Source organism: Amycolatopsis decaplanina DSM 44594 (genome assembly GCF_000342005.1).
Lineage (GTDB): Bacteria > Actinomycetota > Actinomycetes > Mycobacteriales > Pseudonocardiaceae > Amycolatopsis > Amycolatopsis decaplanina.
Genome location: NZ_AOHO01000085.1, coordinates 84,141 through 106,493, shown reverse-complemented (window position 1 = coordinate 106,493; position 22,353 = coordinate 84,141). Strand labels below are relative to the sequence as shown.

Genomic DNA, 22,353 nt, shown 5'->3' with positions numbered 1-22,353 from the left:
AGATGACAGAGCTTGACGGAGTCGGCGAGGTCGACGGCTCCTGGTCCGACGAGTCCGAATTCACCGCGCTGGACGCGCAGATCGCCGCGGGCGAGGCCGAGGAGGAGGCGCAGCTCGCGCAGCCGGTCCTCGCCGTCGTCGGCAGGCCGAACGTGGGCAAGTCGACCCTGGTCAACCGTATTCTCGGCCGCCGCGAGGCGGTCGTGCAGGACGTCCCCGGCGTGACCAGGGACCGCGTCGCCTACGACGCCTTCTGGGCGGGCCGCCGGTTCACGCTGGTGGACACGGGCGGCTGGGAGCCGGACGCGACCGGGCTGCAGGCCTCCGTCGCCGCGCAGGCCGAGATGGCGATGGCCACCGCCGACGCGGTGCTGCTGGTCATCGACGCCAGTGTCGGCGCGACGGCCACCGACGAGGCCGTCTCCAAGGTGCTGCGCCGCTCGAAGAAGCCGGTACTGCTCGCCGCCAACAAGGTCGACGACGACCGGCTGCTCGCCGACACCGCGTCGCTGTGGTCGCTCGGCCTCGGCGAGCCGCACCCGGTCAGCGCGCTGCACGGCCGCAGCTCGGGCGATCTGCTCGACTCCATCGTCAAGGCGCTGCCGTCGATGCCGCGTGACGGCGACCGCGCCACCACCGGCCCCCGCCGCGTCGCGCTGGTCGGCAAGCCGAATGTGGGCAAGTCGAGCCTGCTGAACAAGCTGTCCGGCGAGGAGCGGTCCGTCGTGGACTCGGTCGCCGGTACCACCGTCGACCCGGTCGACTCACTGGTCGAGCTGGACGGCGAGACGTGGCGGTTCGTCGACACGGCGGGTCTGCGCAAGCGCGTCAACTCGGCCAATGGCGCGGAGTACTACGCGTCGCTGCGGACCAAGACCGCGATCGACGCGGCCGAGGTCGCGATCGTGCTGCTGGACGCCGCCGAACCGCTTTCGGAGCAGGACCTGCGGGTGCTGACCATGGTCGTCGAAGCGGGCCGCGCCTGCGTGCTCGCCTTCAACAAGTGGGACCTCGTCGACGAGGACCGCCGCCACGCCATGGTCCGCGAACTGGACCGCGGCCTGGTACGGGTGCCGTGGGCGGACAAGGTCAACATCTCGGCGCTCACCGGCCGGTCGGTGCGCAAGCTCGCGCCCGCGCTGCGGACCGCGCTGAAGTCCTGGGACCAGCGCGTTCCCACCGGTCAGCTGAACGGCTGGCTCGCCGACCTCATCGCCGCGACCCCGCCGCCGGTACGCGGCGGCAAGCAGCCGAAGGTGCTGTTCGCGACCCAGGCGGGCATCCGGCCGCCGACGCTCGTCCTTTTCACCACCGGATTCCTCGAAGCGGGCTATCGGCGGTTCATCGAACGCAAGTTCCGTGAGCGATTCGGCTTCGAAGGCAGCCCCGTGCGGGTGAATGTCCGGGTACGGGAAAAGAAGCAAAAGCCCAAGGCCGGTGGTAAAGCGGCAGGGAAACCGAAGACCCGCTGATTTTCCCACGATGTAGGTGAATATTTCACTGGATGGGCACGCCGATGACCTCGGGTTTCGGCGTGCTCACCGGTGAGGTTCGACACTCTGCCGAGACCCTCCCGAGATATGCCGTTCACCTGCGGTAAAGTGAACGGTCTGTTAGCGGGCGCCTCATTCGGAGAGCGAGCCCGAATGACGCACTTCGCGAAAGGTGTGTGATGGGCTTGAGCGCCCAGGGGTTTGTTCTGCCCAGCTCCGTCCTGCCCGTGGTGACCGCCCGATGACCCTGACCGCCGATTCCCGTCCGATCGCCTGCGTCGCCGACGTCACCGTCGCCCCGTCCCCGGCTCCCGTCGCCGACCGCGCCCTGTTCTGGTCCGGTCTCGGAGCCGGTGAGCGCACCCTGATCGACATCCTCGCCGAGACCGCCGCCCGTCACCCCAACGCGGGCGCGATCGACGACGGCGAGACCACGCTGTCCTACCGCAAGCTCGTCGAGGAGATCGACGCCTACGGCCGCAAGCTGACCGCCAACGGCGTCGGCGTCGGCGACCGGGTCGGCGTCCGGATCTCCTCCGGCACCGCGGAGCTCTACGTCGCGATCCTCGCCATCCTGTCCGTCGGCGCCGCCTATGTGCCGGTCGACGCGGACGACCCGGACGAGCGAGCCGAACTGGTCTTCGGCGAGGCCGACATCGCCGCCGTCGTCACCGACGGCGGCGCGATCACCGTGCTCGGCTCGCCCGGCGGGGTCGAAGGCAGCCCCGCGCCGACCGACGACGCCTGGATCATCTTCACCTCCGGTTCGACCGGAAAGCCGAAGGGTGTGGCGGTCTCGCACGCCTCGGCCGCCGCCTTCGTGGACGCCGAAGCGCAGCTGTTCCTCACCGAGGAGCCGATCGGCCCCGGCGACCGCGTGCTCGCCGGCCTGTCCGTCGCGTTCGACGCGTCCTGCGAAGAGATGTGGCTCGCCTGGCGACACGGCGCCTGCCTGGTCCCGGCGCCGCGTTCGCTCGTGCGCACCGGTGTCGACCTCGGCCCGTGGCTGGTCGCGCAGGGCATCACCGTCGTTTCGACCGTGCCGACGCTGGCCGCGCTGTGGCCCGCCGACGCGCTCGAAGACGTCCGCCTGCTGATCTTCGGTGGCGAGGCCTGCCCGCCGGAACTGGCCGAACGCGTCGCCGTCGAAGGCCGCGAAGTCTGGAACACCTACGGCCCGACCGAGGCCACCGTCGTCGCCTGCGCCGCGCAGATGACCGGCGAAGGACCGGTCCGCATCGGGCTGCCGCTGATGGGCTGGCAGCTCGCCGTCGTCAACGAAGCGGGCGAACCGGTCGCGATGGGGGAGACCGGCGAGCTGGTCATCGGCGGCGTCGGCCTGGCCCGGTACCTGGACCCGGAGAAGGACGCCGAGAAGTTCGCGCCGCTGCCCTCTCTGGGCTGGCGCCGCGCGTACCGCAGCGGTGACATGGTCCGCGCGGAGGCCGAGGGCCTGCTGTTCCTCGGCCGTCTCGACGAGCAGGTGAAACTCGGCGGCCGCCGGATCGAGCTCGGCGAGGTCGACGCCGCCCTCCAGGCGCTGCCCGGCGTGCAGGGCGCCGCCGCCGCGATCCGCCGCACCAAGGCGGGCAACCAGGTGCTCGTCGGGTACGTCGTGCCCGCCGAAGGGGTCAAGTCCGAGGCACGCTCTTCCGCCGAGGGCTCATCAGCGCAGTTCGACCACGACGAGGCCGCGACCCGGCTGCGTGAGCAGCTGCCCGCCGCGCTCGTCCCGCTGCTGGCCCTGATCGACGATCTGCCGACGCGCACCTCCGGCAAGGTCGACCGCGACGCGCTGCCCTGGCCGCTGTCCACTGTGGACGCCGCCGAATCCGGGCTGTCGCCGACGGAGAGCTGGCTCGCCGAAGGCTGGGCGGAGATCCTGGGCGTCTCGGTCGACAACCCGAAGGCCGACTTCTTCACCAACGGCGGCGGCAGCCTGACCGCCGCCCAGCTGATCGCGCGGATCCGCACTCGCCACCCGCAGGTGTCGGTGAGCGACATCTACGCCAACCCGAAGCTCGGCGCGCTCGCGTCGATGCTGGACGCGCTGAGCGGCGAGAAGACCGAACGCCGTGACATCGCGCCGACCCCGCGCAGGGCCGGGATCATCCAGTCGCTGCTGATGGTCCCGCTGATGGGCCTGGTCGGCCTGCGCTGGACGACGATCGCCGCGACGCTGTCGAACGTGCTGTCGCTGGCCGGTTTCGCCTGGGCGCCGACGCTGCACTGGGCGTGGATCGCCGCCGCGTGGATCGTGCTGTTCAGCCCGGCGGGCCGGATCGCGATCTCGGCGACCGGTTCGCGGCTGCTGCTGCGCGGCGTCCGTCCCGGCAGCTACCCGCGCGGCGGGAGTGTCCACTTGCGACTGTGGACGGCCGAGAAGCTGGCCGAGTTCAGCGGCGCGGACAGTGTCGCGGGCGCTTCCTGGATGACGACGTACGCCAAGGCTCTCGGCGCGCGGATCGCCAAGGACGTCGACCTGCATTCGCCGCCGCCGGTCACCGGCATGCTGAAACTCGGCCGCGGTGCCGCCGTCGAACCCGAGGTCGACCTGTCCGGGCACTGGGTGGACGGCGATCTCGTGCACATCGGCAAGATCCGGATCGGCGCCGACGCGCGGATCGGTGCGCGCAGCACGCTGTTCCCCGGTGCGCGGATCGGCAAGGGCGCGGAGATCGCGGCCGGGTCGACCGTTCGCGGCAGCGTGCCCGCCGGGCAGCGCTGGGCCGGTGCGCCCGCCGCGCGTGCCACCAAGGACTCGCTCAAGTGGCCGTCGAGCCGTCCGCCGCGTTCACGGTTCTGGGCTTCGGTCTACGGCGCGACCTCGGTGGCGCTGGGGCTTCTGCCCGCCATCGCCGCCCTGCCCGCCGTCGCGGTGCTGGGTTACGCGATCGCCGGTACGACCTCGCTGGGCGCCGCGCTCGGTCAGGCGCTGCTGTACACGCCGCTCGCGACCATCGCGTACTTCCTGACGTACGCCCTGCTCGTACTCGTCGGCGTCCGTTCGCTGAGCATCGGCATGGTCGAGGGCTACCACCCCGTGCACGGCCGCGTCGCGTGGCAGGTCTGGGCGACCGAGCGGCTGATGGGCATGGCGCGTGAAGGGCTGTTCCCCTTGTACGCCAGCCTGTTCACCCCGGTCTGGCTCCGCATGCTGGGGGCGAAGGTCGGCCGCAACGTCGAGGCGTCCACCGTCCTCGCGCTGCCGAAGATGACCCAGGTGGACAGTGGCGCGTTCCTGGCCGACGACACCATGGTCGCCACCTACGAACTCGGCCACGGCTGGCTGCACGTCGCTCCGGCGCGGATCGGCAAGCAGGCGTTCCTCGGCAACTCGGGGATGGCCGCGCCGGGACGTTCGGTGCCGAAACGCGGTCTGGTCGGGGTGCTGTCGTCGGCCCCGCTCAAGGCGAAGAAGGGCTCGTCGTACCTCGGGATGCCGCCGCTGCCGGTCCGCCGGTCGGTCGGGGAGGCCGACACGAGCCGCACCTTCACGCCGCCGCTGCGGCTGAAGGCGGCCCGCGCGCTCGTCGAACTCTGCCGCATCGTGCCGGTGATGTGCGGTGTCGCGCTGACCGTGCTGGTGGCCGCCGGGATCTTCGCGCTGGCGTCGTCCTTCGGCTTCCTGGTCGCGGCGCTGCTCGGCGGGCCCCTGCTGCTCGCCGCCGGTGCCCTCGCCGCGCTGACCGCCACCGCGATGAAGTGGCTGCTGGTCGGCCGGTTCCGCGCGGTCGACCACCCGCTGTGGAGCTCGTTCGTCTGGCGCAACGAACTCGCCGACACCTTCGTCGAGGCGCTCGCCGTCCCGTGGCTGATCGGTTCGCTCGGTGGCACGCCGCTGCTGCCGGCGTGGCTGCGGACCATGGGCGTCAAGATCGGGCGCGGCGTGTGGCTGGAGACGTACTGGCTGCCCGAGTCGGACCTGGTGAGCCTCGGCGACGGCGCGACGATCAACCGCGGCTGCGTCGTGCAGACGCACCTGTTCCACGACCGGATCATGACGATGTCGCCGGTGACCCTGGACGAGGGAGCGACGCTCGGGCCGCACGGTATCGTGCTGCCTGGCGCGAGCATCGGCGCGCGGACGACCGTCGGACCGGGATCGCTGGTGACCCGGGGCGACGCGGTTCCCGCCGACTCGCGCTGGCTGGGCAATCCCATCTCGGCCTGGACGAAGTAGAGACTGTTGGCGGAGCTGAGACGTGTTCGGAATGGTGACCGTAGGGGTGAACCCCCGGCCGAATACCTCGTCCACTCGCCGTGACGGCCATCCGCCCAGCAGCGCCCTGTCGACGTCGGTCGCGGGTTCACAGACAGACACAATGGGAAGCGGGGTCTTTCGCGGGTGATTTCGAAGGCCTCCGCGCAGCCCTCGCCCGGCGCGGACACCTCCGGCGACTCCTATCTGCCCCATCACGGTAACGGCGGTTACCGGGTCCGGCACTACGATCTGGAGCTGGACTACAAGATCGGTCCCAACCGGCTGTCGGCCTCCGCGGCCATCACCGCGGAGGCGACGCAGGCGCTGTCGCGGTTCACGCTCGACTTCGGCGAGTTCCGGATCAACCGGGTGCTGGTCAACGGGAAACCGGCCAAGTACACACGGCGTGCGCACAAGCTGCAGGTGAAGCCGGCGAAGTCCCTGGCTCTCGGTAGCGAGTTCCTGGTGGAGGTCCACTACGTCGGCAATCCGCGGCCGCTTCCCGGGCTGTGGGGCGACATCGGCTGGGACGAACTGACCGACGGCTCGCTCGTCGCGAGCCAGCCGGTCGGGGCGCCGTCGTGGTTCCCGTGCAACGACCACCCGGCGGACAAGGCGACCTACCGCGTCACGCTGACGACGTCTTCGCCGTATCTCGTGGCCGTCACCGGCAACCTCGTCTCCCGGTATACCCGCGCGAGCACGACCCAATGGGTCTTCGAACGGCCCGAGCCGACACCGACGTACCTGATGAGTGTCCAAATCGGACGGTATGACGACATCGTGCTGGTCTCCGGCGGTGTTCCGCAACGGGCCGCCGTGCCGCCGCGCCTGCGCAGGGCCTTCGCGCGCGATTTCGGGCGGCAGGTCCAGATCATGGACTCGCTGCAGCGGATGTTCGGGCCGTACCCCTTCGGCGAGTACGTGGTCGTCGTCACCGACGACGACCTCGACGACCCGATCGAAGCGCAGGGCATGTCGATCTTCGGTGCCAACCACGTCGACGGACGGCGCACCCACGAGCGGCTCGTCGTGCACGAACTGGCGCATCAGTGGTTCGGCAACAGCCTGACCGTCGCCGACTGGCGGCACATCTGGCTGAACGAAGGCTTCGCGACGTACGCGGAATGGCTCTGGTCCGAGGAATCCGGCGGGCAGAGCGCGCACGCGTGGGCCAAGACCTGGCACGCGCGGATGAAGCTGAAGCCCGCTGATCTGCGTCTCGCCGACCCCGGGGTGTCGCGGATGTTCGACGAACGGGTGTACAAACGCGGCGGCCTCCTGTTGCACGCCTTGCGTTCCGAGCTGGGTGACGCGGTGTTCTTCCCACTGGTGAAGGCTTGGGCGATGGAGAACCGGCACGGTTTGGTCACCACCGCTGGTTTTGTCGCGCTGGCTGAACGCTTCGCTGGTCGCTCGCTCACCGCTTTCTTCGATGCTTGGCTGGACGCTCCGGCGCTGCCTCCGCTCCCCGCTTAGGGGTTTGCTGCCCCGAGCGCCACGCTTGAGACGATCAACGTCTCAAGCGTGGCGCTCGGGGCATGCGCGAGTTGTCCACAGTGGGGCTGGTGTGGCGAGTTGTCCACAGGCGGCGCGAGAGGGGCTGGCGGCAGCGCCGCTCGGAGGCTGACGATCTCCGTGTGCGAATCGGAGAATGGGCCCGCGATCACGAGGCTCTTCATGAACTCAGTCGCGGCGGCGTGATCACCGTCGCGCGGCTGGAAGAGTTCGGCGTGCCGAGGAGGACTTGCTACCGGCGGTGCCGGCCCGGGCAGCCTTGGCAGCGTTTGCTGCCCGGAGTGTTGTTGCTCGACTCGGGTCGGCCGACGCGCCGCCAGCTGGTCGACGGCGCACTCCTCTACGGCGGGCCGGACGCGATCGTCACCGGTGCCGATGTCTGCCGCTACCACGGGCTGAGGGTGCCGCGAACGGCTTCGGACTTGGTCCATCTGCTCGTGCCGGAACCCTGCAAAATCGCCAGTACGGGCTATGTGCTGATCGAACGGACCAGGCGGATGCCTCCGCCAGTCCTGGACAGTGGTGTGCCGATGGCGCCACTCGTCAGGGCTGTCCTCGATGAGTGCCGCCGATTCTCCAGCCGTGATCCGGTTCGCGCCCTGTTGACCGACTCGGTCCAAAAAGGTGGCTTGAGTCCGGCCGCGCTCGCGGGTGAACTCGAAGACGGCAGCGGTCGCGGCTCCGCCGTCCCTCGCGAGGTGTTGCGCGATGTACTGAGGGGCGCGAGATCCGTGGCCGAGATCGACGCGATGGCGGTCTGGAGAAGGACGAGCTTGCCCGAGCCTCGCTGGAATCACACCCTCCATGACCCCTCAGGGAGCTACATCGGGAAACCGGACGCGTACTTCGCGGAGGTTGAGCTCGCCTGGGAGATCGACTCCTACGATTTCCACTTCGCGAAGGAGCAGTACGCGAACACGCTCGACCGGAACGCCAGGTACGCCGCTGCCGGGATCGCCGTCGTCCAGACCCTTCCCGGCCGGTTGCGATCCGAACCGCGCCTGGTCGCCGCCGAGGTCACCGCCGCATACCTCGCTGCGGCGGCGCGGTTGGAGGCACGTCGCGAGCGCCACGCTTGAGACGTTCAGTGTCCCGAGCGTGGCGCTCGAGGCATGCCGCCTGACGGGTAGAGATCCGATGTATGGGTGGTGTCGTGGGGGTGGTGTCTGGAAATATGCGGGTATCTGGGCTTGATCTACGGTAAACGTAGTATGAATCTGGAGGCGACCCATGGGCGGGCTGTCCAGGCGATCGATGCTGAAGGCTGCCGCGGGGACCGCCGCGCTAGGTGGCCTGTGGGCGCAAGGGGTCGCTCCGGCGCAGGCCTCCGGTGACGTCCACCGGAGGGCGGTCGACGACGCCCGCATGGTCTGGAAGCGCATGCCCAAGGGTTGGCAGGAGGGGCCGTTCCTCGCCAACGGCTTTCTCGGCGTCCAGTTCTACGCGGGGGCGCAGCCGAACGTCCTCAAGGTGATGCTCAGCCATTCCCAGGTCCAGGACCAGCGCGGGCAGTGGGAAGCGGGCATCGGGTACTCGCGGCTCCCGATCGGCTACCTCACCCTCGCCTTCGAGGGCGCGATCACGGCGGTGGACTGGCGCCTCGACCTGTACAACGCCGAACTCGGCGGCACGATCACCACCACGCGGGGTTCGGTGCGGTTCTCCGCGCTGGTCCACAACGACCAGGACCTCCTCCTCGTCTCGCTCACCGGGGAGGCGTCCGCGGATTGGGGGTTCACGCCGCTCAAGTCGGCGACCACCCGGACGATCCGCAAGCCGCCCGAGTACACGGCCAATCCCGATCCGAAACTGGCGGGCGCGGGCGGGGTCCGGTACTGCGAGCAGCCGCTCTACGCGGGCGGCGGGTACACGACGGCGTGGCGTGAGCGGACCATCGGCACACGACGGCTTCTGGCGGCGACGGTCGCGTACGGGTTCCCCGAGCCGACGCACACCGCGGAGGCGATCACCAGGGTCGATCGAGCGTCGGCGGCGAACCCGGACGTGCTCGTCGCCGGCCATCGGCGCTGGTGGAACGCCTTCTACCGGCGCAGTTTCGTGTCCGTTCCGGACAAACGGATCCAGCGGTTCTACTGGATCCAGCTGTACAAGACCGCCTGTGCCACCCGCAGAGGCGGCCCGGTCGTCGCCGAATGGGGGCCGTGGTTCCCGGAGGTCGGCAACAGCTGGACGGCGGTGTGGTGGAACCTCAACGTCCAGGTCACGTACCCGATCGTCAACGGCAGCAACCATCCCGAACTCGACGCCGTCACCGCGACCTTCCGCCGCGACCACGCCAACCTCGAACTCTCGGTGCCTCCCGCGTACCGGGACGGCGACACGTACGCGCTTTCACATCCGGGGGACTGGCGGCTGCGACCCGGCGGCACCCGCGCGGTCGGGATCCCCGGACCCGCCACCAAGAACGACCAGACCGGCAACCTGATCTGGGGCCTGCACAACGTCTGGCTCGCGTACCGGCACAGCATGGACGTCCGCGTCCTGCGCGACGTCCTGTATCCGACGCTGGCCAAGGCGCTCAACTACTACCGGCACTTCCTCGCCGCCGGCCCGGACGGTGCCCTGCACCTGCCGATGACCAGGTCACCCGAGTACGCCGACGCAGCCGACTGCACCTACGACCTGTCGTTGATCCGCTGGGCCGCGCGCACCCTCGTCGAATCGGCGGCCAAGCTGCGGATCGACGATCCTCGGGTGCCGGCGTGGCGGGAGATCGGCGAGAAACTGGTGCCGTACCACCAGGATCCCGCCCAGGGCGTACTGATCGGTGATGGTGTCCCCTTGGCCGAATCACATCGGCACTTCTCGCATCTGCTCTGGCTCTATCCGTTGCGGGAGAAGCTCTGGGATCGTCCCGGCGACCGGGACATCATGCGCCGAACCTTCGCGCATTGGTCCAGTGCCCAGGAGAAATGGCACGGCTACAGCTTCGCGGCGGCGTCGTCGATGAGTTCCGTGATGGAGGCGCCCGAGGAAGCCCTGCGCTACCTGAAAGTATTCCTCGACGGAACCGTCGTGGCAGACACGCAGCTGACGCCGAACACGATGTACCGCGAAGGCGCGAACCTCGCGATCGAGAGCCCCATCACCGCCGCGCAGTCCATTGTGGACATGATCTTGCAAGGTGATCACGGTGTTCTCAAGGTCTTCCCGTCGGTCTCGTCGACGTGGCAGGACGCGTCCTTCGATGACCTGCGCGCGGAGGGCGCCTTCCTCGTGGGCGCTTCCCGCCGGAACGGTGCGACCGAATGGATCCGCGTCCACAGCGAAGCGGGGGAGCCGCTCACACTGCGACACGGGATTCCCGGTGACATCGAGGTCCGTGACGCGCGTGGACGGCGGCTTCCCTGGCGGCAAGCGGGTCCCGGCACGATCTCGATCCCGCTCGGCCGCGGCGGGACGGCCGTCGTCGCGCGACGCGGCGCGCGTCCGGCACTGGAGCCATGGGACGTCCCCGGTGACCGTGAAACTCCGGCGTGGGGACTCGACCAGGAGGGCTGAAGGATGGACATCACTCGCAGGACGGTGCTGGGAGGGGCGTTGGCGGGCGTGGCGGCGGCCGGATTCGCGCCGTCCGCGTCGGCGGTGGAGAACGACTTCGCGCTCGACGGCCTCGACTGGCCCGGCTTCCTCGGCACGGCCGACCTGATCTGGCGCCGCATGCCGAAGACTTGGTACGAAGGCCCCTTCCTGGGCAACGGATTCCTCGGCTCGGGCATCTACGCCGAGCCCGGCCGGAACGCCGTCCGGTTCAACGTCCAGCACAGCGAGGTGCAGGATCATCGGCCCGAGTTCGGGTCCCTGTTCGGGCTCGCGCGGTTGCCGATCGGGCATTTCACCCTCGAACCGGTCGGCGCCATCACCGGGATCGACTGGCGGATGGACCTCTGGAACGCCGAACTCCGGGGCACGATCACCACGGCCGCGGGCAGCCTCTCGCTGCGGGCGATCGTCCACACCGGACAGCCGCTGCTGGCCGTCGAGGTCGAGCCGACCGAGGGGGAGCGCGGCTTCGAGTGGATCTTCCATCCGGCGGAGGCGGTGAGCCCGAGAACGGATCCGAAGTTCGGGAAGCCGCCGCCCGCCGGGTACGTCGCCAACCCGCCCGCGAGCCTGGAAAGCAGCGGTGACAGCAGGCTTTCCGTGCAGAGCCTGCTGGCGGGCGGCGAGCACGTCACGGCGTGGCGCGAGGTCACCCGGGGATCGAAGCGGACGCTGTACACCTCCGTGGCATGGTCGTATCCGAAGAGAACGGCCGCGCGAGAAGCGCTGAAGGCGGTCCGCCGGGCCGAGCCGTTCTCCGCGTTGACCGCCGAACATCGTCGCTGGTGGCACGACTACTACCGGCACGGTTTCCTGTCCATTCCGGACACCCGGCTGCAGAGCTTCTACTGGATCCAGCTGTACAAGATCGCTTCCGCGGCGCGCCGGGAAGCGCCGGTGATGGCGACCTGCGGACCGTGGCTGGAACCGACCCCGTGGCCCGCGACGTGGTGGAACCTCAACGTCCAGCTCGAGTACTGGATCGTCCACGGGTCCAACCACCTCGAACTGGACGCTGTCAGTCATGCTCTCGGCAAGTACCGGGCGAACCTGACGAGCCAGGTCGCCGAGCCGTACCAGCACGATTCGGCGGGCATCCCGCGCACGACCGACATGAACCTGCTCAACGGCGCGTTCGGGACGAACTCCGGGTTCCCGGTCGGCGTCCCCGGCAAGGAGACGCCGACGCCGGAGGTCGGCAATCTCACCTGGGCGCTGCACAACGTCTGGCTGTCCTATCGGCACACGATGGATCGGCGCCTTCTGCGCGACACCCTGTTCCCTCTGCTGCGCAAGGCGATCAACTACTACCTCCACTTCCTGACGCCCGGGCCGGACGGGAAGCTGCACCTTCCGGCGACGTTCTCCCCGGAGTACGGCGTCAACGCGCCCGACTGCAACTACGACCTCTCGCTGCTCCGCTGGGGCTGCAAGACTCTGCTGGAGTCGGCGGCGGAACTGCGCGTCGACGACCCGCTCGCGCGGCGGTGGCGGGAGGTACTGGCCACGCTGGTCCCGTATCCGGCCGACGCCAACGGTTACATGATCGGCGCGGGCGTGCCGTTCGCGAAATCGCATCGGCACTACTCGCATCTGCTGCAGATCTACCCGCTGTACGAGATCACCTGGGAGCGCCCGGAGCACCGCCGGATCATCGAGACCTCGCTCGATCACTGGGTGGGCTTCGAGGGCGCGTTGCAGGGCTATACGTTCACCGGCGCCGCTTCGATTTCGGCGCAGATGCTGCGCGGCGAGAAGGCGGAGTTCTATCTCGGAGAACTGCAGCGGCGCTACATCCAGCCGAACACGATGTACAAGGAATCCGGTCCGGTGATCGAGACGCCGCTCTCGGCCGCGCAGTCGCTGCACGACATGCTCGTGCAGAGCTGGGGCGGGGTCATCCGGCTGTTCCCGGCCGTGCCCGCCGAATGGGCGGATGCCGCGCTGCGCGACTTCCGCACGGAGGGCGCCTTCCTGCTCAGCGCCTCCCGGCAGGGCGGGAAGACGCGCTGGGTCAAGGTCACCAGCGAGGCGGGGGCGCCGTGCGTGCTGCGGACGGACCTGGAGGGGGAGCTGACCGTCCGCGACCGGTGGGGCAGGCCGAAGCGCTGGCGGCGGCTGCCGAACGGAGACGTCCGGATCGACCTGCGGCGTGGGGAAGAGGCTGTCGTGCACCGCGCGGGCGACCGGCCCGACCTCGAGGTCCGGCCCGTCCCGGCGAACGGGGACGGCACGCCGTGGGGGATGCCGTGACGTCGTGAGTGGTGATACGCGAGAGTGTTCCTGTACTTCCTCCGGATGACAGGAGCACCGATGTCCCAGCCGCCGCAGCCGGGCGAGCCCGAAGGTCAGCCGCCCGCTCCGCAGGGGCAGTATCAGCAGCCCTATCCGCAGCAGCCGTACCAGCAACAAGGCTGGTACGGCGCGCCACAGCAGCCGCCACCGTCGAACAAGACGGCACTCTGGATCGGGCTCGGTGTGCTGGGACTCGTCGTGGTGGTCGCCGTCGTGGCGATCCTCGGCTTCGTGGCGCCGGGGTTCTTCCTGTCGGACTCGAAGGGCAAGAGCGCGGTCGCGTCGCCTTCGTCCTCCTCGGCGCCGATGTCCAGTTCCGACGACACGGCGACGCAGAGCCCGGTGAACATCCCGACGGGCCGGCTTCCGACGCCGAAGCGCAGCACGCCGTTGGCGGATCCGACGAACTGCGCCTACCCGGCGGACACCTCGAAGGAAGCGGCGAAGAAGGTGGATCCGCCGGCGGCGGGACCGACTCCGGCGTCCGGCACGTCGGAGGTGACGGTCAAGACGACCGCGGGCGACATCGGGCTGACGCTGGACCGCGCGCTCGCGCCGTGCACCGTGGCGAACTTTCTCTCGCTGGCGCAGCAGGGCTACTTCGACGGCACGTCGTGTCACCGGCTCGGCGTCACGGGACTGCAGATGCTCCAGTGCGGCGACCCGCAGGGCACCGGCATGGGCGGACCGGGCTACACGATCCCGGACGAGATCTTCCCCGAACTCAGGTACGGCCGCGGGATCCTCGCCATGGCGAAGACCCAGAACCCGGACTCGGGCGGCAGCCAGTTCTTCATGGTCTTCGGTGAGGCGGAACTGCCGCCGGAGTACACGGTGTTCGGGAGCATCTCGGACGCGGGCCTGCAGACACTGGACAAGGTCGCGCGCGGTGGGGTGGACGACTCGAACGGTCCCGGTGACGGGACGGGGCCGCCGCGGATCGAGGTGAAGTTCCAGTCGATCGCGGTGGGCTGAGCCGAACGCTGTTCAGCCGGCGAGGGCATGGGTGATCTGGCGAGTGGTCTGCGCGGCGACGAGGGGGTTGTGCGCGGCGTAGGTGACGTAGGCGTTCAGGCCGGTGGCGAGTGCCCAGCCGCGACCGCGAGTCCAGGTGGCGTCGTCGACATCGAGCGCGGCGCGGAAGGTCGCACGCGTCTCGGCCGACATGAGGGTGAAGGCGATCATCAGGTCGCGGGCCGGATCGCCCATGGCGAACTCACCGAAGTCGATGACCGCACTGAGGCGGCCGCCGGTCATCAGCAGGTTGCCGGTGTGGAAATCGCCGTGGAACCAGACCGGCGGGCCGTCCCGATCCGGAGCGGCGAGGGCCGAGTCCCAGAGCTCGGCCATCGCCGCCGCGTCGAACGTGTCACCGACTTTCGCGATGGCGGAGCGCGTCGCCGCGTCCCGTGCGGCCAGCGGCCTGCCGACGAGCTCGTCGGCCGCTGCGGCGTCGAACCGATGGAGTGCGCTCAGGAACTCGGCCAGCACACCGGCGGCCTCGTGAGAGCCGGACAAGGCGTCGACGGTCGCCACTTCGCCGTCCAGCCAGCGCGATACCGCCCATGGCCACGGATAGTCGAAGTCCGGTTCGCCCACCTCGACCACCACGGGCACGGCCAGCGGCAGGTGCGGAGCAAGCTTGGGCAACCACTCGGCTTCCTTGCTCGCCTGTTCGATCGCCCCGTCGTGGCGAGGCAGCCGAACGGACAGCTCCTCACCCAGCCGGTAGATCACGTGGTCCGAGCCTGCCGGGGAGTGTGGACGCAGCGGCAACCCGGCCCACCGCGGGAACTGCGTATCGATCAGACGCCTCGCCAAGGCGGCATCGATCACCGGAGTTGTTTCGACGGTCAAGTGGAACTCCTGCGGCAGCAGCGATCCCGATGAGATGGCCACGGACCGGCTGCCCACGGCTGTCGGCAGCGTGGCACGGCCTCATCAGTTCGATCAACCGGTATTCCACCTTGTATCTCCCCCGAGGGGAGGTGCGAGGGTGTGCGGCATGGACGACGACCCCCGGTACTCGATCGGCGAGCTGGCCCGGCGGACCGGACTGACGGTCAGGCTGAGGACGACCTCCGCGGTGACCGACGGGTCGCGCGGGCGGTGGCCTGCTGTCCGTCCCCGGCGACGACTTGGGGTGTGTGGAAATAGGGACACTCAACGTCTCTGTCTCCACACACCCCTCACCCAACGTCACCGCGACAGCTTGTGTTACCGATCAAAGAAACCGGTTCGCCAGATCTCTCGCGCGATCGTGACGAAACGGTCGGCGGTGCCCGCGATGTCAGCGTCGAACCAACGGACGAACTCTTCGTGGACGATCCGTTGAAGGTCGAGCTCCGATACGGCTTCGGGGAGACGCAGGGCGATCGATTCGGCTTCGGGCTGGTATTCGTCGGTGTCGTCCCCGAAGCCGATGCCGATCGGGTCGTGGCGGAACAGAAGATCCTCAAGGCTCGCCACCAACTCCCGCCGATCCGCGACGAGTCGTTGCCGAACGTCCTTCCTCACCGGACGATGATCTCAGAGCGGGTTGTGCGCCCCCAGCGGTGCGGTGCAGAACGGCCCGCCGACGTACTCCGCCGCCACCCCGGTCGGCGCGGGTTTGTCCGCGAGCTGGTCGGCGTAGGTCTCGGCGTTGTCGAGCGACTTGTAGCCCAGTTCCTCGGCTTCGGCGAGCGAGTAGATCCGGCGCGTGTTGTCCGAGACGCCCCAGATCAGCCGGTAGCCGGGGGAGGGGTAGCTCAGGCAGGCCTCGAACAGGCGGGCGCCGTCGTCGGGGGAGAGCCAGGTCGTCAGGCCGCGCGGGCCGAGGACGAGCGGGCTTTCGAAGCAGGAGCCGATCCGGATGACGATCACGTCCATGCCGAAGCGCGAGTGGTACAGGCTGCCGAGTGCTTCGATGGCCGCCTTGCTGACGCCGTAGTAGGTGTCGGGCCGGGGCGTGGAGTCGGCGGGGAGGCCGTTCTCGCCTGCCTCGTCGTTGCGGCGGAAGCCTACGGAGTGGTTGCTGGAAGCCAGGATCACGCGCGGCACTCCGGCGGCACGCGCGGCTTCGAGGACGGTGTGGGTGCCGTTGATGTTGACGTCGAGGGTGGCTTCCCACGAGTTCTCGCGGCTGTGCCCGCCGAGGTGGATCACCGCGTCGACGCCGGTGCAAGCCTCCGCCATCGCCTCCGGGTCGGTCACCGAAGCGGTGATCAGTTCGACGTCCTCGCCTCCCGCGGCTTCGGGCTGCGCGGCCAGGTCGAGCAGCCGCAGTACCCGGCCGGAACGGCGAAGCCGCGACCGCATCAGGGTGCCGACGATGCCCGCCGAGCCGGTGATCAGGACGCGCTGGTCTGCCATGTGAACCCCTTGTCAGTGAACAGAAGTACGGGATGGTCAGCGGATGCCGGCGCGGCGCAGTTGCTGGCCGAGTTCCGCGGTGATTTCGGCGAGAAGCTCGCCGACGCGCCGGGCGTCGGCATCGGTGACTTCGGTGATCGGCATGGAGCAACTGATCGCGTCCGTGCCGGGGATGCGGTACGGGATCACGGCCGCGACGCACCGGACGCCGAGGCTGCCTTCCTCGATTTCCGCCGCATAGCCGCGTTCGCGGGTCTTCGCGCATTCGGCGTGCAGCGCCTCGACGGTGGTGATGGTGTTCGGGGTGAGCGCCGACAGCTCTCCGGTCAGGAGCCCGTCGATCTCGTCGTGCGTCAGTTCGGCCAGTAAAGCCTTCCCCAGCGCGGTCGCGTGGGTGGGCAGCGTGCGGCCGACACGGGACACGAGATGCGTCGAATGCCGTGATTCGCGTGTCTCCAGGTAGACGACGTCGGTGCCCTCGCGGCGCGCGAAATGCGCGGTGAAGCCGGTCTTCTCCCGGATCCGCTCCAGTGCCTCGGTCGCGTACGGGACGACCGGGTCGCGGTCCAGATAGGCGGTGCCACAGATCAGCGCGCGGACGCCGAGGCGGTAGCGGGCGGTGTTGGTGTCCACCTCCAGCCAGCCGGCTTCGAGCAGGGTGCGGAGCAGCCCGTGGAGGCTCGACCTGGGGAAACCGGTCCGCGCGTGAAGGTCCGACAGTGAAAGCCACACATCGTTCGCGGCGAAGGTCTCGATGAGGTCGATCGCCCGCCTGGCCGATTTGACCCCGGCGGGTTCGGGCGCGGCGAACGCGCCGTTCGCCACGGTGACAGCGGCTTCCTGCTGTGGCATCCGCGCTCCTCCATCCGGCCGTTGACTTGTGACTCCGGCCATATTAGCGTCCCGAACAGCGTTCTTATGGATGAACATAATCACTATAACAGACTCCGTTCATGGATGTGAACAGGTCGGGCTGGGCCTTCGTGAACGCGGAAAGGAGTCAGCGGTGCATTTACTGGACTGGATCATGGTGTCCGCGTACTTCGTCCTGATGGTGGTGATCGGCTTGTGGTCGCACAGCCGCGTCAGCACGGTCAGCGACTTCTTCACGGCCGGCGGCAAAATGCCGTGGTGGCTGGCCGGTATCTCCCACCACATGTCCGGCTACAGCGCCGTGCTCTTCGTCGCGTACGCGGGCGTCGCGTACACGGACGGCATCACCGTCTACTTCTGGGGCATGGCCAGTATCGGGATCGGCGTCGGCATCGGCAGCTGGTTGTTCGCCTCGCGGTGGAACCGGCTGCGCTCGAAGCTCGGTGTCGCCTCGCCTCTCGAGTACCTGGCGAAGCGCTTCAACGTGCCCACCCAGCAGGCGCTGGCCTGGAGCGGCAGCCTCCTGAAGATCTTCGACATCGCGGCCAAGTGGTTCGCGGTCGCGACGATCCTCAACGTCTTCGCGGGCGTGCCCTACACCTGGGGCATCATCATCACCGGTTCGATCACGCTGATCTACTGCACCGTCGGCGGTCTCTGGGCCGACGCGCTCACCGACTTCGGCCAGTTCGTCATCCAGGCCATCGCGGCGATCGTGATGCTGTGGGTCGTGCTGGACAAGCTCGGCGGCGTCTCCGGCCTGTGGACCGTCTGGGGTGACCTCCCGCCGGCCCACCTCAACCCGACCACGTCGAAGTTCACCACCGTGGTGTTGCTCGTCTACGTGCTGGTGAAGACGCTGGAGTACAACGGCGGTATGTGGAACCTGGCGCAGCGCTACATGGCCGCGCCGAACACCTACGAAGCCCGTCGCGGCGCGCGGCTCTCCTCGATCCTGTACCTGGTGTGGCCGCTGGTGATGATGTTCCCGATGTTCGCGGCCCCGCTGCTGATCCCGAACATCTCGAACCCCAACAACGCCTACGCGATCATGACCACGACGTTCCTCCCGCCGGGTCTGGTCGGGCTGGTGCTGGCCGGGATCTTCTCGCACACCATGGCGATGGTCTCCTCCGACGCCAACGCGATCTCGGCGGTGATCACCCGCGACATGATGCCGGTGCTGTGGAAGAAGGCCAGGAACTTCACCGAATCGCAGGGGCTGCTCGCCGCGCGGGTTTCGACGGTGATCTTCGTCGTGCTGACCATGGCGGTGGCCACGCAGGCCGAGAAACTCGGCGGTGTCCTCGGTATCGTGGTGCTCTGGGTCGCGGCCCTGATGGGCCCGATCTCGGTGCCGCTGCTGCTCGGCATGCTCCCGGCGTTCCGCCGCTCCGGCTCCCGCGCGGCGCTGATCTCGTGGGCGGGCGGTCTCATCGCCTACGCGATCGCTTACTACGGCTACAACGCCACCCTCGCGGTCACCGTGTCCACCCCGATCCTGGTCTCGCTGGCGCTGTTCATCGGGCTCGGCTACCTCATGCCCGAGCGCAAGGCCTCCACCGACGAGATCATCGACACGATCGACCGCGACGACGACGTCACACCCCGCAAGTCGCAGGACGGCACCACCGTGCCCGCCTGACCGGGCCCGTACCCGGGACCATCCACAAAGAACGAAAGAGAAATCCATGGCACAGCCCAAGATCGAACTCGACGGCCTACTGGCGTTCCCCTTGACCCCCTTCACCGAGGGGCTGGAACTCAACCTCGACGCGTTCGCGGAAACCGTCGAGAGCCACGTGGCCGCCGGAGCCGGTGCGCTGTTCGTCGCCTGCGGTACGGGCGAATTCAGCTCGCTGTCCCCGGACGAGCACGCAGCGATCCTGCGTAAGGCTCGTGAGGTCGTCGCCGGGCGGGTGCCCGTCTGGGTCGGGGCCGGCGGCGGTGCGGCGTCGGCCCGTGCCGGGATCGCGGCGGCGGAGGCGGGCGGCGCGGACGGCGTCCTCCTCCTGCCGCCCTACCTGGTCACCGGCCCGCCTTCCGGTCTGGTCGACCACGTCCGGTACGCCGTCGGCGATTCGTCGATCCCGGTGATCGTCTACCACCGTTCCACCGGTGTGTTCACCCCGGACTCGGCCGTGGACCTGCTCGACATCCCGTCGGTGGTCGGCATCAAGGACGGCTTCGGCGACGTCGAGCTCATGAGCCGGATCATCACCACGATCCGCTCGACCGGCACCGACCGGGCCAGGGATTTCCTGTTCTTCAACGGTCTTCCCACAGCGGAGGTCTCCGCGCGCGCCTACTCCGCGGTCGGCGTGGCGCGGTATTCCTCGGCCGTGCACTGTTTCGCCCCCGAGATCGCGGCCCGCTTCCACCGCGCGCTCGCGGAGAACGACGACGCCGTCATGGAGGCGCTGCTCGCCGGGTTCTACCTTCCGCTGGTGGCGCTGCGGGACGAGGGACAGGGCTTCGCCGTGTCGCTGGTCAAGGCCGCCGCGCGGCTGCGCGGCGACAAGGTCGGCTCGGTCCGGCCGCCGCTGGTCGAGCCCACCGCGGACCAGATCGCCCGCCTGGAGAAGATCATCGACGACGGGTTCGCCGTCCTCAAGACCGTCGAGGCCGGTGCCTGAAGATGAAGGTTCTCGACGTCGTCCTGACCCCGGTCGCCTTCGCCGACCCGCCGCTGCTCAACGCGATGGGCGTGCACGAGCCCTTCGCGCTACGCGGTGTCGTCCAGCTGATCTGCGAGGACGGTGTGGTCGGCCTCGGCGAGTCCTACGGTGACCTCGCGTTCCTTGAGCAGGTCAGGAAGGTGCTCCCGGAACTCAAGGGGCACGACGTGTTCGACCTGCCCGGCCTCCGCCGGAAGATCGCCACCACACTCGGCGAGGTCGTCTTCGCCGACGCTCACGGGCTCACCGGCGGCTTCTCCGTCAGCAAGACCGTCGCCAGCGTGTACTCGCTGTTCGAGGTGGCCGCGCTCGACGCGCAGGGCCACTACCTCGGCAGGCCGGTGGTGGACCTGCTCGGCGGCAAGGCGCGCGACGCCGTCGACTTCTCCGCCTACCTGTTCTACAAGTTCGGCGCCCACCTCGGCGCCGAGGAGGACTCGTGGGGTGAGGTGACCACGCCGGAGGCGCTCGTCGGCGAGGCACGCCGCATGGTGGAGGAGTACGGCTTCGGCTCCATCAAACTCAAGGGCGGCGCCTTCGACCCCGACCAGGAGATGGACGGGATCCGCGCGCTCGCGGAGGCGTTCCCCGACCACCCGCTCCGGATCGACCCGAACGCGGCGTGGACCGTCGAGACGGGGATCCGGGTCGCCGAAGAACTCGACGGCGTCCTGGAGTACCTCGAAGACCCGACGCCGGGCATCGAGGGCATGGCGCGGGTCGCCGAGAAGGCGAACATGCCGCTGGCCACGAACATGTGCGTCGTGCGCTTCGCGGACATCGAGCCCGCGTTCCGGCAGCGAGCGGTCGGCGTAATACTTTCGGACCATCATTACTGGGGTGGTCTGCGGGACACCCAGGCCCTCTCCACCACGGCGGAATGCTTCGACGTGGGGCTTTCCATGCATTCGAACAGTCATCTCGGGATCAGTCTGGCCGCTATGGTGCACGTGGCCGCGGCGACGCCGCACCTGACCTACGCCTGCGACACCCACTGGCCGTGGAAGACGGCCGACGTCATCGCCCCGGGTGCGCTGGAGTTCGTCGACGGTGCGGTCGCGGTGCCCGGCAAGCCGGGGCTCGGGGTCGAACTCGACCCCGACGCGCTGGCGCGGGCCCATGAAGACTATGTCCGAAGTGGACAGACCAAACGGGATGACGTGACCTATATGCGGAAGTTCGTCGGAAGCTTCGAACCGAACACGGCACGGTGGTGACGAGGTGAAGGTCACCGGATACGCCTACCCCTGGGACGTCGTCGACGACCCCGGGTTCGTCGAGCGCGTACGGGAACTCGGCGTCGACGAGGTCGCCGTCGCGGTGTCGTATCACAGCGCCCGCGCGGCGACGCCCTGGTCGCCCGAGCGCACCTCGGTCGTCGCGCGCCACGCGGCGCTGTACCGGCCGGTGCGTGAGGAGGCCTGGGGTGAGCTGAGGCCCGCCGAACCGGACTGGGTCGAAAGCCGCGACAGCGCGGGTGACGCCGTCCGGGCGTTGAACGAGGCGGGTATCCCGGCCGCGGCGTGGCTCGTGCTGACCCATAATTCCCAGCTGGGCACGGAGTTCCCCGATTTCACCGTGCGCAACTGTTTCGGCGAGCGGTATCCGTGGGCGCTGTGCCCCGGCCAGCCCGCCGTCCGCGAGTACGCGGCGAACGTGACCGCGGAAAGCCTCGCCGGGCTCGACTTCGCCACGGTCATCCTCGAGGCGTGTGGTCCGCTCGGCGCCGTGCACCAGCACCAGCACGAGAAGACCGACGGCGTCTGGTCGCCCGCGGTGGCCCGGCTGCTTTCGATCTGTTGCTGCGACGCCTGTCTCGACGCCTGGGCGGCGGCCGGGCAGGATCCGGCGAAGGCACTGGGCAAGCTGCGTGCCGAGGTCCGTCGGCTGATCGACAGCGGCGACCTCCGCACAGGAGAGGACAAGATCCTGCCCACCCTGCGGCAGGTCCTGCTCGACACCCGCCAGCAGGCGACCGACGCCCTCCGGCGTGAGGTGCTCGCGAAGATCCCGTCCGGGCCCAGGATCGTGCTGCACGGCGCGATGGACCCCTGGGTCACCGGCGCGCTGCCGGGACTGACACCGTCCGCCCCGGACGACGTCGACGCGGTGGTGCTGCAGAACTGGGCACCCGGTCACCCCAGTGTGGGCGCCGTCGCGGCGGCACGGGCGAAACTGCCGGAGAAGGTCGCCGTCGGCAGCTACATCACCGCGGTGGCGGCGACCCCGGTGCCCGACATCGAGGCCTACACCACCGAACTCGGCAAGGCAGGCGCCACCGAACTGCACCTGTACCACCTCGGCCTCGCCGGCCCGGGGCGCTGGGCGGATCTCATCGCCGCCGTCAGCGCCGCGCAAGAACTCTAGGAGAAGC

At 69.1% G+C, this 22,353-nt stretch carries 15 protein-coding genes; 11 read left to right on the top strand and 4 right to left on the bottom strand.

Annotated features, from left to right (window positions below; genetic code table 11):
- Positions 1 to 2 precede the first annotated feature (2 nt).
- The 7 genes from der (at position 3) to H074_RS38465 (ending at position 14,049) form a co-directional block, all read left to right on the top strand.
- On the top strand, positions 3 to 1,472 hold the full coding sequence (gene der, locus H074_RS38495; protein WP_007035518.1) for a ribosome biogenesis GTPase Der: 1,470 nt from the start codon (positions 3 to 5) through the stop codon (positions 1,470 to 1,472).
- 262 nt (positions 1,473 to 1,734) lie between these two features.
- Complete coding sequence (locus H074_RS38490) at positions 1,735 to 5,676, top strand: Pls/PosA family non-ribosomal peptide synthetase (protein WP_007035517.1); 3,942 nt, start codon at positions 1,735 to 1,737, stop codon at positions 5,674 to 5,676.
- 165 nt (positions 5,677 to 5,841) lie between these two features.
- Positions 5,842 to 7,176 (top strand): M1 family metallopeptidase, encoded by a 1,335-nt coding sequence (locus tag H074_RS38485; protein ID WP_007035516.1) that lies wholly within the window; start codon positions 5,842 to 5,844, stop codon positions 7,174 to 7,176.
- Positions 7,177 to 7,337: 161 nt separating this feature from the next.
- Entirely contained in the window at positions 7,338 to 8,294 is a 957-nt protein-coding gene (locus H074_RS38480) for a hypothetical protein (RefSeq protein ID WP_007035515.1), read from the top strand.
- A gap of 151 nt (positions 8,295 to 8,445) precedes the next feature.
- The gene (locus H074_RS38475; protein WP_007035514.1) at positions 8,446 to 10,737 is read left to right on the top strand and encodes a glycosyl hydrolase family 95 catalytic domain-containing protein; all 2,292 of its coding nucleotides are present in this window, start codon (positions 8,446 to 8,448) and stop codon (positions 10,735 to 10,737) included.
- Between the two features lie 3 nt (positions 10,738 to 10,740).
- Complete coding sequence (locus H074_RS38470) at positions 10,741 to 13,032, top strand: glycosyl hydrolase family 95 catalytic domain-containing protein (RefSeq protein WP_007035513.1); 2,292 nt, start codon at positions 10,741 to 10,743, stop codon at positions 13,030 to 13,032.
- A gap of 60 nt (positions 13,033 to 13,092) precedes the next feature.
- On the top strand, positions 13,093 to 14,049 hold the full coding sequence (locus H074_RS38465) for a peptidylprolyl isomerase (RefSeq protein ID WP_007035512.1): 957 nt from the start codon (positions 13,093 to 13,095) through the stop codon (positions 14,047 to 14,049).
- A gap of 12 nt (positions 14,050 to 14,061) precedes the next feature.
- Here H074_RS38465 and H074_RS38460 read toward each other — a convergent pair whose 3' ends face one another.
- From H074_RS38460 to H074_RS38445, 4 genes are all read right to left on the bottom strand, one after another.
- The gene (locus H074_RS38460) at positions 14,062 to 14,973 is read right to left on the bottom strand and encodes an aminoglycoside phosphotransferase family protein (protein ID WP_235096998.1); all 912 of its coding nucleotides are present in this window, start codon (positions 14,971 to 14,973) and stop codon (positions 14,062 to 14,064) included.
- Between the two features lie 318 nt (positions 14,974 to 15,291).
- A complete protein-coding gene (locus H074_RS38455) occupies positions 15,292 to 15,591 on the bottom strand; it encodes a hypothetical protein (protein WP_007035510.1) in 300 nt (99 codons plus the stop codon).
- 12 nt (positions 15,592 to 15,603) lie between these two features.
- Positions 15,604 to 16,428, bottom strand: coding sequence for an NAD-dependent epimerase/dehydratase family protein (locus tag H074_RS38450; protein WP_007035509.1), 825 nt, complete (start codon positions 16,426 to 16,428; stop codon positions 15,604 to 15,606).
- 36 nt (positions 16,429 to 16,464) lie between these two features.
- Positions 16,465 to 17,280 carry an IclR family transcriptional regulator gene (locus tag H074_RS38445; RefSeq protein ID WP_007035508.1) on the bottom strand — a complete coding sequence of 272 codons (816 nt, stop codon included), beginning with the start codon at positions 17,278 to 17,280 and terminating at the stop codon, positions 16,465 to 16,467.
- A gap of 154 nt (positions 17,281 to 17,434) precedes the next feature.
- Here H074_RS38445 and H074_RS38440 point away from each other — a divergent pair, with 154 nt between their 5' ends.
- The 4 genes from H074_RS38440 to H074_RS38425 are packed head-to-tail and all read left to right on the top strand — an operon-like array spanning position 17,435 to position 22,346.
- Positions 17,435 to 18,946, top strand: a complete 1,512-nt coding sequence (locus H074_RS38440; RefSeq protein WP_007035507.1) for a sodium:solute symporter family protein — start codon at positions 17,435 to 17,437, stop codon at positions 18,944 to 18,946.
- A gap of 46 nt (positions 18,947 to 18,992) precedes the next feature.
- On the top strand, positions 18,993 to 19,937 hold the full coding sequence (locus H074_RS38435) for a 5-dehydro-4-deoxyglucarate dehydratase (protein WP_007035506.1): 945 nt from the start codon (positions 18,993 to 18,995) through the stop codon (positions 19,935 to 19,937).
- A 2-nt stretch (positions 19,938 to 19,939) separates the two neighbouring features.
- The gene (locus H074_RS38430; RefSeq protein ID WP_007035505.1) at positions 19,940 to 21,196 is read left to right on the top strand and encodes a glucarate dehydratase family protein; all 1,257 of its coding nucleotides are present in this window, start codon (positions 19,940 to 19,942) and stop codon (positions 21,194 to 21,196) included.
- Between the two features lie 4 nt (positions 21,197 to 21,200).
- Complete coding sequence (locus H074_RS38425) at positions 21,201 to 22,346, top strand: hypothetical protein (protein WP_007035504.1); 1,146 nt, start codon at positions 21,201 to 21,203, stop codon at positions 22,344 to 22,346.
- Positions 22,347 to 22,353 lie beyond the last annotated feature (7 nt).

What these genes read in the sequence shown, in the direction of transcription:
- der (WP_007035518.1), top strand. Translation starts at nt 3, where the DNA reads ATGACAGAGCTTGACGGAGTCGGCGAGGTCGACGGCTCCTGGTCCGAC.
- H074_RS38490 (WP_007035517.1), top strand. Translation starts at nt 1,735, where the DNA reads ATGACCCTGACCGCCGATTCCCGTCCGATCGCCTGCGTCGCCGACGTC.
- H074_RS38475 (WP_007035514.1), top strand. Translation starts at nt 8,446, where the DNA reads ATGGGCGGGCTGTCCAGGCGATCGATGCTGAAGGCTGCCGCGGGGACC.
- H074_RS38470 (WP_007035513.1), top strand. Translation starts at nt 10,741, where the DNA reads ATGGACATCACTCGCAGGACGGTGCTGGGAGGGGCGTTGGCGGGCGTG.
- H074_RS38465 (WP_007035512.1), top strand. Translation starts at nt 13,093, where the DNA reads ATGTCCCAGCCGCCGCAGCCGGGCGAGCCCGAAGGTCAGCCGCCCGCT.
- H074_RS38450 (WP_007035509.1), bottom strand. Translation starts at nt 16,428, where the DNA reads ATGGCAGACCAGCGCGTCCTGATCACCGGCTCGGCGGGCATCGTCGGC.
- H074_RS38445 (WP_007035508.1), bottom strand. Translation starts at nt 17,280, where the DNA reads ATGCCACAGCAGGAAGCCGCTGTCACCGTGGCGAACGGCGCGTTCGCC.
- H074_RS38435 (WP_007035506.1), top strand. Translation starts at nt 18,993, where the DNA reads ATGGCACAGCCCAAGATCGAACTCGACGGCCTACTGGCGTTCCCCTTG.
- H074_RS38430 (WP_007035505.1), top strand. Translation starts at nt 19,940, where the DNA reads ATGAAGGTTCTCGACGTCGTCCTGACCCCGGTCGCCTTCGCCGACCCG.